Source organism: Pseudomonas sp. B21-009 (genome assembly GCF_024749345.1).
Lineage (GTDB): Bacteria > Pseudomonadota > Gammaproteobacteria > Pseudomonadales > Pseudomonadaceae > Aquipseudomonas.
Window position 1 is genome coordinate 434,010 of sequence record NZ_CP087199.1, and the last position, 14,726, is coordinate 448,735.

Annotated in this window: 12 protein-coding genes and 2 pseudogenes; 9 read left to right on the forward strand and 5 right to left on the reverse strand. The window is 64.2% G+C overall.

Annotated elements, in window-relative coordinates; translation table 11 throughout:
- Positions 1-27: 27 nt before the first annotated feature.
- The 4 genes from LOY34_RS01940 to gshB form a co-directional block, all read right to left on the reverse strand.
- Positions 28-1,011 (reverse strand): ankyrin repeat domain-containing protein, encoded by a 984-nt coding sequence (locus LOY34_RS01940; RefSeq protein WP_093376935.1) that lies wholly within the window; start codon positions 1,009-1,011, stop codon positions 28-30.
- A 161-nt stretch (positions 1,012-1,172) separates the two neighbouring features.
- Positions 1,173-1,667, reverse strand: coding sequence for a hypothetical protein (locus LOY34_RS01945; RefSeq protein ID WP_195885506.1), 495 nt, complete (start codon positions 1,665-1,667; stop codon positions 1,173-1,175).
- A gap of 140 nt (positions 1,668-1,807) precedes the next feature.
- The gene (locus LOY34_RS01950; RefSeq protein ID WP_038997538.1) at positions 1,808-2,713 is read right to left on the reverse strand and encodes an energy transducer TonB; all 906 of its coding nucleotides are present in this window, start codon (positions 2,711-2,713) and stop codon (positions 1,808-1,810) included.
- Between the two features lie 109 nt (positions 2,714-2,822).
- Positions 2,823-3,776, reverse strand: a complete 954-nt coding sequence (gene gshB, locus LOY34_RS01955; RefSeq protein WP_195885507.1) for a glutathione synthase — start codon at positions 3,774-3,776, stop codon at positions 2,823-2,825.
- Here gshB and LOY34_RS01960 point away from each other — a divergent pair.
- The 9 genes and pseudogenes from LOY34_RS01960 to LOY34_RS01995 all read left to right on the forward strand — a co-directional run bounded on the left by LOY34_RS01960 (position 3,775) and on the right by LOY34_RS01995 (position 13,993).
- Positions 3,775-4,053: a hypothetical protein gene (locus LOY34_RS01960; RefSeq protein ID WP_258664222.1), complete on the forward strand. Its 279-nt coding sequence runs from the start codon at positions 3,775-3,777 to the stop codon at positions 4,051-4,053. The two genes, gshB and LOY34_RS01960, sit on opposite strands and share 2 nt — an antisense overlap.
- 37 nt (positions 4,054-4,090) lie before the next feature.
- Positions 4,091-4,501: a twitching motility response regulator PilG gene (gene pilG / locus LOY34_RS01965; RefSeq protein WP_045193849.1), complete on the forward strand. Its 411-nt coding sequence runs from the start codon at positions 4,091-4,093 to the stop codon at positions 4,499-4,501.
- A 43-nt stretch (positions 4,502-4,544) separates the two neighbouring features.
- Positions 4,545-4,910: a twitching motility response regulator PilH gene (gene pilH / locus LOY34_RS01970; RefSeq protein ID WP_045193983.1), complete on the forward strand. Its 366-nt coding sequence runs from the start codon at positions 4,545-4,547 to the stop codon at positions 4,908-4,910.
- A complete protein-coding gene (locus tag LOY34_RS01975) occupies positions 4,907-5,461 on the forward strand; it encodes a chemotaxis protein CheW (protein ID WP_082075373.1) in 555 nt (184 codons plus the stop codon). The genes pilH and LOY34_RS01975 overlap by 4 nt, the downstream gene beginning before the upstream one ends.
- A 15-nt stretch (positions 5,462-5,476) precedes the next feature.
- Positions 5,477-7,522 (forward strand): methyl-accepting chemotaxis protein, encoded by a 2,046-nt coding sequence (locus LOY34_RS01980; protein ID WP_195885509.1) that lies wholly within the window; start codon positions 5,477-5,479, stop codon positions 7,520-7,522.
- A gap of 1,039 nt (positions 7,523-8,561) precedes the next feature.
- A pseudogene (locus LOY34_RS01985) lies at positions 8,562-12,344 on the forward strand (Hpt domain-containing protein); the annotation flags it as partial.
- Between the two features lie 129 nt (positions 12,345-12,473).
- Positions 12,474-12,860: pseudogene (locus LOY34_RS27405) on the forward strand (PleD family two-component system response regulator); the annotation flags it as partial.
- Positions 12,853-13,320 (forward strand): chemotaxis protein CheW, encoded by a 468-nt coding sequence (locus tag LOY34_RS01990; protein WP_093376918.1) that lies wholly within the window; start codon positions 12,853-12,855, stop codon positions 13,318-13,320. The pseudogene LOY34_RS27405 and the gene LOY34_RS01990, both read left to right, overlap by 8 nt.
- A 55-nt stretch (positions 13,321-13,375) precedes the next feature.
- Positions 13,376-13,993, forward strand: a complete 618-nt coding sequence (locus LOY34_RS01995) for a PAQR family membrane homeostasis protein TrhA (protein WP_045193841.1) — start codon at positions 13,376-13,378, stop codon at positions 13,991-13,993.
- Here LOY34_RS01995 and LOY34_RS02000 read toward each other — a convergent pair.
- Positions 13,990-14,709, reverse strand: coding sequence for a 16S rRNA (uracil(1498)-N(3))-methyltransferase (locus tag LOY34_RS02000; protein WP_195885511.1), 720 nt, complete (start codon positions 14,707-14,709; stop codon positions 13,990-13,992). The two genes, LOY34_RS01995 and LOY34_RS02000, sit on opposite strands and share 4 nt — an antisense overlap.
- Positions 14,710-14,726: the final 17 nt, after the last annotated feature.

The window sequence follows — 14,726 nt, forward strand, 5'->3', positions numbered from 1 at the left end:
CGTCACCTTGTCAGCTTTACTGCGGGGTTACTTGAACAGCTTGACCACTTCTTCGGTGTACAGGGTTGGCGACTCTTCAGCGGCCGACAGCACGTACTCCTGGACGGTTTGCTGCTTGGCCTGCGGGTACTTGGCCAGGTAGCTCTCCGGGAACGCCGGGGCCTTGAGGCTGGAGCCGGCCTTGATCAGCGCGGCGACGCAGTCCGGGTTGTCCGTGCGGGCGGCTTCTTCCAGCGGCGTACCGACCGGGAAGGTGCCGTGCTGCTCGTGGTAGGCATCGATCGAGCTGCCTTTTTTCAGCAGCAGGGCAATGCGCTCGGCCGCTTGTGGGTCAGGCTGGCCGTTCATCTCAAAGGCGCGTTCGCAAACATGGTGCAGCGGCGTCGTGCCGGTCAGGGTTACCTGGTAGGGATTGGCGCCGGCAGCGACCAGCAGCTTGATCACCTCCAGGTTCGAGGCACCCGGTCCGGTCAATGGAGTAAAGCCGTTCGGCCGGACGGCCTTGGCATCGGCGCCAGAAGCCAGCAGCAGCTTGATCAGTTCGGCTGAGCCCTTGCCTGCCGCGGTGTTCAGCGGCGTAGCGGAATCGCCCTGGGCCAGCACGTTGACGTCGGCGCCGGCCTTGATCAGGCCCTTGACCATGCGCAGGTCGGCCTCGGAGGCCTTCGATTGCTCGGCCTGGTTGAGGACGAACAGCAGCAGGGTTTCACCGTTTTCCTGGATCGGTGTGTTGACGTCACCGATCTTTGGCAGGAACAGCTCGAACGGCGCGACGATCTTGTAGGAGGCGGCCAGGAACATCGGCTGGCCTTTCGGATCGGCACCCTGGTCGAGCAGGGCCTGGATCTTGGCCAGGCGCGCCGGGGTTTCGTCGTACTTGTACTCGCCAACTTCGTTGTACAGCTTCTGCGACAGCTCGGCGGCGTCGGCGAAGGCAGTAGCAGGCAGGACGCAGGCCGCCAGGGCCAGGCCGAGGGCGGCTGTTTTGCGGGCGAAATTGATGCGCGACATCAACAGAATCCTTTCTTGAGGGGGGATATACGGGCGCGCATCATCGCAAAATGGCTATTGTTTTGCCATCAGGCTTAACCTTAGATCGATTGTAGTAGTCGGTGCTGACTGCCGGGTGGGGTAGTCAGCAGCCAGTGCCCAGGGGGTGAGTCTCGGCGTGTTCAGGATCTAATAATGGGCGGATGATACTGAGCAGTAAATTCATTGATGAAAATGTTTATCGTACGGCCGTCGGAAAGTTCATAGTCAAACTCGGCCTCGCCTTCTATATGAATAAAGTTCTGGGCGTCGTAAAGCGCTTTGATTTTCAATGCTCCTGTACCCGCGTTGTCGCCCCCCACACTACCATTTGAGTAAGTTGCAAATAAACCAAAGAACTCATCTGCGCTTGGCTCAGGTTTTATTGCATATTCACGTATTTCCAGTGGTGCGCTTGTCGAGATCCAGATTGCAGGATAGGTCGCGCCTGGATCAAATGGCCAGTCATTGAAAATGCAGTAAATAAGGCTCAAAGGGCCGGTGCGTAAAAAGTGGACGTTACTGTTCTTGTACACTGTTTCATTTACGCCGTCTTTCAGGGTGACGGTGAAATGACCAGAGGCATGCTTGACCCAGTGCGTGGGTTTTTTGCTATCAGATTTGCCAATAGTGCTCATGGTAAACGCCCTGCCTGGTGATTTACCTGGCGATATTGAGCGTCTGTGAGCGTTGGCGAAACTGGCAGTTTTATCAGGTAACAGCGGCTTGTGTCTGCGTTATTCTTGAGTGTTTTTTAATACATGCCCGGTCGGGCAAATCAATTGCTCTGCAGCCGGTCGCCGCGGGCGAAACGCCAGGTACGGATGATCTCCAGCCGGTCGATATCGGCCAGGTCGCCGGTGAACGGCGCGAACGGTGCGGCCAGGCGCACGATGCGCTGGGCGGCCTGGTCGAGCAGCGGCTGGCCGGAGGACTCCAGCACCAGCACTTCATACAGCGAACCGTCGCGGTTGATCGACACCATCAGCCGCAGGCTGCCGTAGATCTGCTGGCGCCGGGCTTCGTCGGGGTAGTTGAGGTTGCCGATACGCTCGACCTTCTTGCGCCACTCGTCCTTGTACCAGGCACCCTTGTCGCGCATGGTCGAGGCGGCATTAAGCCTGTGGATGCGCGGGCGCTTGGCGTACAGTTGCTGCTCGTTGGACAGTTCGGCTTCGAGGCTGGCGATCTGGCTGGACAGCTGCGAGCTGTCGAAGTCCGGGGTCGCAGCCTTGGGTTTGGGCTGCGGCTTGGCTTCCTTGGGTCGGGTTTCGACCTTTTCCGGCTTCGGCGCCTTGGTCGCCACTACTGCCTTGGGCGGCGTCGGTTGCGGTTGCACTTCGGGCTTGGCGGCCGGCGGCGGGGTGACCTTGTTGATCTTGCTGTCCTGGAAGGGCGCTACTTCGGTGGTTTTCGGCACCGCCTTCTTGTCCAGGGTGCCGCTGCCTTGCTGATTGTCCTGGGCCAGGTAATCGGCCTTCTGCGGCGCTTTCTCGCTTTTGAAGGTGGCCAGGGTGATTTCCATGGTCCGGCGGATTTCTTCGGGCTTGGCGAAGGTGAAGCCGACACCGAGAATCAGCGCCAGGTGCAGCAGCGCTGCCAGGAACAAGGTAAAACCCAGGCGATCCACCGGGCGTACGCGGGGTGGAGAGAAGTCGGCAGGGATGTCAGCAGGAAGCGTCATCAGGTATCCAGCAGCTGCAAAGACCGGGGGAAACCGGCAGAGCAGGTGCCCAGGTCATAAAAACGACCGGCATGATACCCCACTCTGCGCGGTTGCTCCGCGTCGGCTGTCAGCGCGCCTTGAGCTTGCGATCAATGGCATCCATCAACTGCACGCCGATCTGGGTGCCGAAGGCGTTGTCGATCTCGCGGATGCAGGTCGGGCTGGTGACGTTGATTTCGGTCAGGTGCTCGCCGATCACGTCCAGGCCGACGAACAGCAGGCCCTTCTCGCGCAGGGTCGGGCCGACCTGTTCAGCGATCCAGCGGTCGCGGTCGGTCAGCGGGCGGGCTTCGCCACGGCCGCCGGCGGCGAGGTTGCCACGGGTTTCGCCCGAGGCCGGAATGCGCGCCAGGCAATAGGGCACCGGCTCGCCGTCGATCATCAGGATGCGCTTGTCGCCGTCCTTGATGGCCGGCAGGTAGCCTTGCGCCATGATTTGCTGGGTGCCGTTGCCGGTCAGGGTCTCGAGGATTACCGAGAGGTTCGGGTCGCCCGGGCGATGGCGGAAGATCGAGGTGCCGCCCATGCCGTCCAGCGGCTTGAGGATGGTGTCGCCCTGCTGGTTGACGAATTCGCGCAGGATATCGGCGCGGCGGCTGACCAGGGTCGGTGGCGTGCACTGCGGGAACAGCGTGGCGAACAGCTTTTCGTTGCAGTCGCGCAGGCTCTGCGGGCGGTTGACCACCAGCACGCCGGCGGCTTCGGCCTGTTCCAGCAGGTAGGTGCTGTAGACGAACTCCATGTCGAACGGTGGATCCTTGCGCATCAGGATCACGTCCAGCTCGCTCAGGGCACTGTCTTGCTCGGCGTCGAGCTCGAACCAGTGCCCCGGGTCGGCGAACACTTTCAGCGGGCGCATGCGTGCGCGGGCCTGGCCGGCGCCCTGGTAGAGGTCCTGCTGCTCCATGTAGAACAGCGACCAGCCGCGCTCCTGGGCGGCCAGCAACATGGCCAGCGAGCTGTCCTTTTTATAGGAAATGCGCGCAATGGGGTCCATGACAATCCCGAGGCGAACGCTCATGGGCAAAATCCTCTCAGCGGCAATGGGCCGCATTGGCTCGAATGAAAAGTGGCGTCAGGGTGGCGCTCGCAACGCTGGCGGTCAAGGGAAAAACGCATCCTGGGCGGCGCTGCGCCGGGCGTCGGCGCGGGCCGATGGAATGCACCCCCCAGAGTGTGCTAAAAAGGCCTGGCACGTGGCCTGCACGGCCCTCTCCAGCTGCAAGCCACAAGCCATAAGCCACAAGAAAAAGCACGCCGCGTTCACCCTGCTTTTTCTTGCCGCCAGAAACTTGTAGCTTGCCGCTCATAGCGAGCAGCGATGGTAGAGCAATTATGGAACAGCCCGGCGCGGCATTGAAGGTGATGGTGATCGACGACTCCAAGACGATTCGCCGCACCGCCCAGATATTGCTCGGTGAAGCAGGATGTGAGGTCATCACGGCCATCGACGGTTTTGATGCCCTGGCCAAGATCATCGACCACCAGCCGCAGATCATTTTCGTCGACGTGCTGATGCCGCGTCTGGACGGCTACCAGACCTGCGCCCTGATCAAGCAGAACAGCACCTTCAAGGACACGCCGGTGATTCTCCTGTCGTCCCGCGATGGCCTGTTCGACAAGGCCCGTGGCCGTGTCGTCGGCTCTGATCAATTTTTGACCAAACCTTTCAGCAAGGAAGAGCTGCTGGACGCAATCAAGGCCCATGTGCCCGGATTCGCCGCAGAAGAACAACACGCACCCTGACGTTGCGCCGCCGCGCAGGCGTCTATTCCTTATGGGGAACAGCATGGCCCGAGTTCTGATCGTCGACGATTCGCCGACCGAAATGTACAAACTGACCGGTATGCTCGAAAAGCACGGGCATGAAGTGCTCAAGGCCGAAAACGGCGCCGATGGCGTAGCCCTGGCCCGCCACGAAAAGCCCGATGCGGTACTGATGGACATCGTCATGCCCGGGGTCAACGGCTTCCAGGCCACCCGCCAGTTGAGCAAAGACCCGGAAACCGCGCATATCCCGGTGATCATCGTCACCACCAAGGACCAGGAGACCGACAAGGTCTGGGGCCAGCGCCAGGGCGCCAAGGACTACCTGACCAAGCCGGTGGACGAAGACACCCTGATCAAAAAGCTCAACGACGTGCTCAAAGGTTGACCACCCAGCCCATGGGCGAGTCGCTGACGGCCTTCGAGCTGCTGCTGGACATCGACCGGCGCTGCCGGCTGCTGGCCGCCGACCTGCCGTTGCAGGAAACCCGCCTGCAGAGCTGGAGCGGCATCGGCTTTCGCATTGCCGAACAGTGGTTCGTCGCGCCCATGGGCGAAGTCGCCGAAGTGCTGCACGAGCCGCGCCTGAGCCGCATCCCCGGGGTCAAGCCCTGGGTCAGCGGTGTCGCCAACCTGCGTGGCCGGCTGCTGCCGGTGATGGACCTCTGCGGTTTCTTCGCCCTGGGCCTGTCGGCACCGCGCAAGCAGCGACGAGTGCTGGTGCTCGACCATGACGAGTTGTTTGCCGGCTTGCTGGTCGATGAAGTGCTGGGTTTGCAGCATTTCCCGCTGCACAGCCTCGATCTGTCGCCGCCAACGCCGTTGCTCAGTGCGGCCGCGCCTTTCGTCCAGGGGCATTTCCAGCGTGAGCGCAGCTGGGCGATCTTCAGCCCCTTCGCCCTGGCCCAGGCGCCGGGTTTCCTTGATGTCGCGCTGTAAAGGAACGCCACCTCCGTGACCACGACCAAGACGGCTCCATCGCCCCAGGGTTCCCGCAGCAGCGCGCAGATCGCCGCGCTGTTCGTGGTGCTGATCCTGTCGATCATCCTGCTGTTCGCCAACTTCGCCTACCTCAACACCCAGGCCAACTACGACAAGCAGTACATCGGCCATGCCGGCGAACTGCGGGTGCTGTCCCAGCGCATCGCCAAGAACGCCACTGAAGCGGCGGCCGGCAAGGCCGTGGCCTTCCGCCTGTTGAGCGAGGCGCGCAACGACTTCGAACAGCGCTGGGGCTACCTGAAAAAGGGCGATGCCAGCACCGGCCTGCCCGCTGCGCCGCCGGCGGTGCGCAAGGAAATGGACGCAGTGCTGCGTGACTGGGAAAACCTGCGCAAGAACACCGACACCATCCTGGCCAGCGAGCAGACCGTGCTGTCGTTGCACCAGGTTGCCGCGACCCTGGCTGAAACCGTGCCGCAGTTGCAGGTGGAGTACGAGAAGGTCGTCGAGATCCTCCTGCAAAGCGGTGCGCCGGCCAGCCAGGTGGCCGTGGCCCAGCGCCAGTCGTTGCTGGCCGAGCGTATTCTTGGCTCGGTGAATACCGTACTGGCCGGCGACGACACCGCTGTGCAGGCCGCCGATGCCTTCGGCCGCGACGCCAGCCGTTTCGGCCAGGTGCTCGAGGCCATGCTCGGCGGTAACGACACCATCCAGGTGACTCGCGTGCAAGACCCGGACGCCCGTGCGCGCCTGGGCGAGATCGCCGAGCTGTTCCAGTTTGTCGCAGGCTCCGTCGACGAAATCCTCGAAACCTCGCCCGAGCTGTTCCGTGTGCGCGAAGCCGCCGGGAGCATCTTCGGCCTTTCGCAAACCCTGCTCGATGAAGCCTCGCGCCTGGCCACCGGGTTTGAAAACCTGGCTGGCGGCCGAACCCTGGATACCGTCGGCGGCTATGTACTGGGTTTGCTGGCGCTGGCGTCGATCATTCTCATCGGCCTGGTGATGGTTCGCACCACCCACCGCCAGTTGCACGAAACTGCCGAGAAGAACGAGCGCAACCAGCAGGCGATCATGCGCCTGCTCGACGAAATTGAAGACCTTGCTGACGGCGACCTGACCGTAACCGTGTCGGTGACCGAAGACTTCACCGGCGCCATTGCCGATTCGATCAATTACTCCATCGACCAGCTGCGCGACCTGGTGGCGACCATCAACCTCAGCGCCGAGGAAGTTGCCGCCGCCGTGCAAGACACCCAGAACACCGCGCGCCAACTGGCCAAGGCCTCCGAGCACCAGGCCCAGCAGATCAGCGATGCCTCGGTGGCGGTGGGCGACATGGCTGAATCCATCGACCGCGTTTCCACCCACGCCTACGAATCGGCCAAGGTGGCCGAGCGTTCGGTGGCTATCGCCAACAAGGGCAACGAGGTGGTGCACAACACCATCAACGGCATGGACAACATCCGCGAGCAGATCCAGGACACCGCCAAGCGGATCAAGCGCCTGGGCGAGTCGTCCCAGGAGATCGGCGATATCGTCAGCCTGATCGACGACATTGCCGACCAGACCAACATCCTCGCCCTCAACGCGGCAATCCAGGCTTCGCTGGCCGGTGAAGCCGGGCGCGGTTTTGCCGTGGTTGCCGACGAAGTACAGCGCCTGGCCGAACGCTCATCGTCGGCCACGCGGCAGATCGAAGCGCTGGTGCGTACCATTCAGGCCGACACCAACGAAGCGGTGATCTCCATGGAGCAGACCACCGCCGAAGTGGTGCGCGGTGCGCGCCTGGCCCAGGATGCCGGGGTCGCCCTGGCCGAAATCGAAGGCGTGTCGCAGACCCTCGCCGACCTGATTCACAGCATCTCCGACGCCGCCCAGCTGCAGACCTCTTCGGCCGGGCAGATCTCGCATACCATGTCGGTGATCCAGCAGATCACCTCGCAAACTTCGGCCGGCTCCACCGCCACCGCCGAGAGCATCGGTAACCTGGCGCGCATGGCCAGTGAAATGCGCCGCTCGGTGTCCGGTTTTACCCTGCCGCCGACGCCACCGCGTTGAGGGCATCATGGTGATGGGAGCAGTTATGGCGGATCGGCACGATACGGTGGCGCTGGCCTGGGTCAGAGGGGCGATCGCCGACTGCCTGGGCCAGGCGCGCCTGACCCTTGAACACTTTGCCGCCGAGCCCGGCGATGAAGCGGTGCTCGACGGTTTCGTCGAACAGCTGCACCAGGTGCGCGGCTGCCTGCTGATGCTCGAACTGCACGGCGCGGCGCTGCTCGCCGAAGAAATGGAACAACTGGGCCTGGCCTTGCGCCAGGGCCGCGCCAGCCAGCGCGGTGAAGCGCTGGGCGCGTTGTTTCGCGGCCTTGAGCAATTGCCGCTGTACCTGGAGCGCCTGCGCAGCGCCCGCCGCGACTTGCCGCTGGTGGTGTTGCCAGTGCTCAACCAATTGCGTGCCGAGCGCGGTGCCCAGGCCCTGGCCCAGGACAGCCTGCTGAGCAGCAGCCCGGCCGACGCCGAAGAGCTGGCCAACCTCGACCTGTACCTGGGCACCTGGCGCGATCGCCTGCAGGCCGGGCCCGATCGTGATGCCTTGCGTTCGGTGGTCGCCGCCCTGTGCGAAGACCTCAAGCGGGTCAAGGAGCGCCTCGACCAGTTCGTGCGCGGCGACCGCCAGCATCTGGAGGAACTGGAACCGTTACTGGCGCCGCTGCGCCAGATCGCCGACACCCTGGCGGTCCTCGGCTTTGGCCAGCCGCGGCGGGTGATCATCGACCAGGTGCTGGTGCTGCAAAGCCTGGCCCAGGGTCAGCGCGAGCCTGCCGATGCGCTGCTGATGGATATCGCTGGCGCGCTGCTGTATGTCGAGGCCACCCTGGCCGGCATGGTCGGGCCGCTGGAGCAGAACAGCCAGAGCCCGCTGCCGGGCACCGACCTGGCGGAGATTCGCCAGCTGGTGCTGGAGGAAGCCTTCGCCGTGCTGCAGCAGGTCAAGGACCTGATCGGCGATTGCCTCGACGCCGGCTGGCAGCCGCAGCGTCTGCAGCCAGTGCCGGGCTTGCTGCAACAGGTGCGTGGCGCGCTGGCGATGCTGATGCTGCCGCGCGCAGCGGCGTTGATCGGGCAGTGCGGCGACTACGTGCATGCACAGCTGCTGGGCAGCGAGACCCTGGCGGATACTGCAGCCCTGAGCCATCTGGCCGAGGCCGTGAGTGCCTGTGAATGCTACCTGCAATGGCTGATTGCCGATCCCCAGGCCAACCCTTCGCGGTTCCTCGAGGCGGCGCAGCACAGCCTGGCTGCTTTGGGTTATCGGCCCGAGCCGGAACCGGCGTTGGTGGAAGCGACTGTTGTTGCGGCGGATGAAGAAGCACCAATCGACGACGATCTGCGGGAAATTTTCCTCGAAGAGGCCCACGAACTTCTGCCTTTGCTCAATCAGATGTGGACGCGCTGGCAAGCCGACGGCGCCGATCGTGACGCCCTGATCGAACTGCGCCGCGGTCTGCACACCCTCAAGGGTAGCGGGCGGATGGTCCGCGCCCAGGTGCTGGGGGAACTGGCCTGGGCGGCGGAGCACCTGCTCAATCGCGTGCTCGAGGGCCGGGTAGATATCGGTGCAGCGCCCCTGGCCGCCTTGCAGCAAGCGCTGGACACACTGCCTGGCTTGCTCGGCGAGTTTGCCCAGGCACTGGCGTCGGCGCATCCGCAGGTTGAACAACTGGCCGCGCACCTGCACGCCCTGGCCATGAACGACCCGCGCAGCGAGGCCGAGGCCGGCGAAGCCATCGACCCGCAATTGCTGGAGATCTTTCGCAACGAAGCCCTGGGTCACCTGGACAGTCTCGAAGCCTTCCTGCACGAGGCCGACAAGCAGTTGCCGCTGGCGGTCAGCGATAACCTGCAGCGCGCCCTGCACACCCTCAAGGGCAGTGCGGCGATGGCCGGGGTAGTACCGATTGCCGAGCTGGCCGGCGCCCTGGACTTGCTGGCGCGGGAGTTCAAGGCCCATCAGCTGGCCTTCGACCTGGAAGAAATCTACCTGCTGGAAACTGCCGAGCCGCTGCTGCGCCGTGGCGTGCAGCAGCTCTCCAGCGCGCCTCTGGCGCCGATTGCCGGGGCCGCGACGCTGATCGCCGATATTCACCAGGTGGTCGATGCGCGCCTGCAAGCTTTGCTCGAGGCGCCAAGCCAGGGCCTGCGGGTCAAGCGCGACCCGCAACTGATTGCCAGCTTCCTGGCCCAGGGCATGGACATCCTGCTCGACGCCGAATCGTTGCTTTTGCGCTGGCAGGAGCACCCGGGCGAGCGCCAGGAACTCAATGCCCTGCTTGATGAACTGACCACCCTCGGCCAGAGCGCACACCTGGCCGACCTGTGGCAGGTGGATGAGCTGTGTGAAGCCTTGCTCGACCTCTATGGCGCCGTGGAGGAGAGCAGCCTCGCGGTCAGCCCGCGGTTCTTCAGCGAGGCGCAAAGCGCCCATGAAGCGCTGATTGACATGCTCGACCAGATCGCCGCCGGCCAGGAAGTCGACCCGCGTCCGGAACGCCTGCAGGCCTTGCGCGAGCTGCTTGACGAAGGCCTCGACCCAGCGGCCATGGGCCTGGTCAATAGCCAGGGCGGGACAATCACCGAGCTTGCCAGTGCCACCGCCGAACTTGCGGCCCAAGCGCCGGACCCGGCCATGCTCGAACTGTTTCTCGATGAAGCCAGCGACATTCTCGACAGCGCCGACCAGGCCCTGGCGCGCTGGCTGCTGGATACCGACAACGCCTCGGCGCTGTCGTCGCTGGCCCGCGACCTGCAAACCCTCAAGGGTGGCGCGCAGATGGCCGCCATGGGCGCGTTCGAGGTGCTGGCACAAGAGCTTGAGCTGCTTTACGAAGGTTTGGTGGACCGGCGCTTCAGCCCTGGCGCCGAGCTGTTTGCCCTGCTCAAGCGCAGCCACCAGCAACTGGCGCAGATGCTCGAACAACTGCAGCAAGGCCAGGTGCCGGCTGCCCAGGTAGAGCTGCTGGCGGCGCTGCGCGAGTTTCGTCATGAGGCGCCGCCGCCGGTGCCTGTGGATAAACCCGTCGAAGCGCAGCAGGATGCCGGCGACAAAGAGCTGCTGGAGATCTTCCTCGAAGAAAGCCTGGACCTGGTCGAAAGCTCCAGCGCGGCCTTGCTGCGCTGGCAGGCCGAGCCGCGTAATGGCGTTGAGGTGGAGAACCTGCTGCGCGACCTGCACACCCTCAAGGGCGGTGCGCGGATGGTCGAGATCGGGCCGATCGGCGACCTGGCCCATGAACTGGAGTTTCTCTACGAACTGCTCGCCGCCGGCCAGTTGCAACCGAGCCCGGCGCTGTTCAGCCTGCTGCAGAATTGCCACGACCGCCTGGCGCACATGCTCGATGCGGTGCGCCTGCAGCAACCGTTGCACGCGGCCACGGCGCTGATCGACTACATCCGCAACTTCAGCAGCGCCGCATTGGCCGATACCGCTGCCGGTCAGGCGCACCCGGATACGGCGCCGCCAGAGCTGCCGGTGACCGCCCCTGAGCGTGGCGCCGGGGATATGGTCAAGGTGGCCTCGGAGCTGCTTGATGACCTGGGCAACCTGGCCGGAGAGAATTCGATCATCCGTGGCCGCATTGAGCAGCAGGTCAATGACGCCCAAGTGGCCCTGAACGAGATGGAAACCACCCTGGAGCGCATGCGCGACCAGTTGCGCCGCCTGGATACCGAAACCCAGGGGCGCATCCTCAGCCGCCAGGCCGATGGCGACGGCCAGGCCTACGACGATTTCGACCCGCTGGAAATGGACCGCCATTCGCAGCTGCAGCAACTGTCGCGGGCGTTGTTCGAATCGGCCTCCGACCTGCTCGACCTCAAGGAAACCCTGAGCGTGCGCGCCCATGACGCGCACAGCCTGTTGCAGCAACAGGCGCGGGTCAACAGCGACCTGCAGGAAGGCCTGATGCGCACCCGCATGGTGCCGTTCGAGCGCCTGGTGCCGCGCTTGCAGCGGGTGGTGCGGCAGGTCTCCAGCGAGCTGGGCAAGCAGGTCGAACTGGTGGTCGGCAATGCCGAGGGCGAGATGGACCGCAGCGTTCTGGAACGCATGATGGCGCCGCTGGAGCACATGCTGCGCAACGCCGTCGACCATGGCCTGGAGTCGCGCGAGGCGCGCCTGGCAGCGGGTAAGCCTGCGCACGGGCTGATCTCGCTGAACCTGCTGCATGAAGGCGCCGACATCGTCATCGAAATGACCGACGACGGTGCTGGGGTGCCGCTGGAAGCCGTGCGGCGCAAGGCGATCAAGCGTGGTTTGCTCGACCCTGCAGCGGTGCTCAGTGACCACGAGATCATGCAGTTCATCCTCCAGCCAGGGTTTTCCACCGCCGAGAAGATCACCCAGATTTCCGGCCGCGGCCTGGGCATGGACGTGGTCCATGAAGAGGTCAAGCAGCTCGGAGGTTCGATGGTGATCGAGTCGAAGCCGGGCAAGGGCGCGCGCTTTTTGATTCGCCTGCCATTCACGGTGTCGATCAACCGTGGCTTGATGGTGCACTACGGCGAAGAGCAGTACGCGATTCCGCTCAATACCATCGAAGGCATCGTCCGCGTGCCGCCGGCCGAACTCGAGGCGTGCTATCAGCTTGATCCGCCGCATTACCAGTACGCCGGGCATCGCTACGAGCTGCGCTACCTGGGCGAGCTGCTGCAGGGGGCGGCGCAGCCGAAACTGTTGGGCCAGAGCCTGCCGCTGCCGGTGCTGCTGGTGCACTCCCACGACCAGCAATACGCTGTGCAGGTCGATGGCCTGGCGGCCAGCCGCGAGATCGTGGTCAAAAGCCTGGGGCCGCAGTTTGCCGCGGTCCAGGGCTTGTCCGGGGCGACCTTGCTGGGCGATGGCCGGGTGGTGCTGATTCTCGATCTGCTCGGCCAGTTGCGCGGTTTGCAGCAGCAGTTGGCGCTGCACCAGCACAGCAGCGAAGGCCTGCGCCGGGACAGCCATGGCAGCTTGCCGCAACGACCGCTGCTGGTAATGGTGGTGGATGACTCGGTGACGGTGCGCAAGGTTACCGGCCGCCTGCTCGAACGCCACGGCATGAACGTACTGACCGCCAAGGACGGGGTCGATGCCATGGCCCTGCTGCAGGAGCATCGCCCGGACATTCTCCTGCTGGATATCGAGATGCCGCGCATGGACGGCTTTGAAGTCGCCACGCAGATCCGCCACGACCCCAAGCTCAAGGACCTGCCGATCATCATGATCACTTCGCGTACCGGCCAGAAACACCGCGACCGGGCCATGGCCATCGGCGTCAATGACTACCTGGGCAAGCCCTATCAGGAGTCGGTGCTGCTGCAGAGCATCGCCCAATGGAGTCGCCGCGATGCTTGAACAACCGGCCCGGCAAAACCGGCGCAGCAGCCTCACCGGCCTGCTGCTGCCCTTGAGCGATCGCTGCCTGGTACTGCCCAACGTGGCCGTGGCCGAACTGATCGGCTTTCAGGCCGGCAGCCCGGCGCTGGACGCGCCCGAGTGGATGCTTGGCTGGATCGACTGGCGGGGCCAGCGCCTGCCGCTGCTGAGCTTCGAGTCGGCCTGCGACGGCCAGTTGCAGGTTGGCGAGCGGGCGCGGATCGTCGTGCTCAATGCCCTGGGCGACAGCCCGCTGCGCTTTGTCGCCTTGCTGGTGCAGGGTATTCCGCGCTCGTGCAAGCTCGACAGCCAGCTCAACTACGTCGATGTGCCGCTGGCCGGCCTGGAGCTGGCGGCGGTACAGGTGGGCGAACAGGTGGCACGGGTGCCGGACCTGCCCGCGCTGGAGCAACTGTTGGTAGACGCAGGGGTGGTTTGAAGCATTTGCCTGTGTAGGATGGGAGACCTGTTTTAAGTCAGGAGGATCCTGTTGCATGTATCACGGTGAACGTTTCAACGCCTGGACCCATCTGGTCGGTGCCGTTCTGGCCTGCATCGGCGCCATCTGGCTGCTGGTGGTGGCGAGCCTGCAGGGCGACCCCTGGAAGATCGTCAGCCTGGCGATCTATGGCTTTACCCTGCTGTTGCTCTACAGCATCTCGACCCTTTATCACAGCGTGCGCGGCAAGGCCAAAGTGATCATGCGCAAGCTCGATCACCTGTCGATCTACCTGTTGATCGCCGGCAGCTATACGCCGTTCTGCCTGGTCAGCCTGCGCGGGCCCTGGGGCTGGAGCCTGTTCGGGGTGGTCTGGGGGCTGGCGGTGATCGGCATGCTGCAAGAGATCAAGCCGCGCTCCGAAGCGCGGGTCATGTCGATCATCATCTATGCGCTGATGGGCTGGATCGTGCTGGTGGCGGTCAAGCCGCTGCTCGCCAGCCTCGGCGCCGCAGGCTTTGCCTGGCTAGCGGCCGGTGGCGCGTTCTACACCATCGGCATCATCTTCTTTGCCTACGACAGCCGCTTTCGCCATTGGCATGGCATCTGGCACCTGTTCGTGATCGCCGGCAGCCTGCTGCACTTCATCGCGGTGTTCTTCTACGTGCTCTAGAAGTCGCCCCACAGCTGCTGGGCCACGGCCAGGGCCACGACTGGCGCGGTTTCGGTGCGCAATACGCGCGGGCCCAGGCGTGCGGCATGGAAGCCGGTGGCCTTGGCCTGCTCGACTTCGGCCTCGCTGAGGCCGCCTTCTGGGCCGATCAAAAACGCCAGGCTGGCGGGCTGCTGATGGCTGACCATGGGTTCGGCGACCGGGTGCAGGACCAGCTTGAGGTCCTGGTCGCAGGCCTTGAGCCAGTCTGCCAGCGGCTGTGGTGGATGGATGACCGGTACGCTGGAGCGCCCGCATTGCTCGCAGGCGCTGATCGCCACCTGGCGCCAATGAGCCATGCGCTTGTCGGCGCGTTCATCCTTGAGGCGTACTTCGCAGCGCTCGCTGACGATCGGGGTGATAGCGCTGACGCCCAGTTCGGTGGCCTTCTGGATTGCCCAGTCCATGCGCTCGCCGCGCGACAGGCCCTGGCCGAGGTGAATCTGCAGGCTGGAGTCGGCTTGCCCGGCGAAGGCTTCGTCGAGCTGCACGCGGACGGTTTTCTTGCCGACTTCCAGCAATTGGCCGCGAAACTCCTGGCCGCTACCGTCGAACAGTTGCACGGCATCGCCAACCGCCATGCGCAGCACGCGGCCAATGTAGTGGGCCTGGGCTTCGGGCAGGTCGTGGGCGCCGAGGCTCAGGGGGGCGTCGATGAAAAAGCGGGACAGTCTCATGTACTAACTCTAAAAAT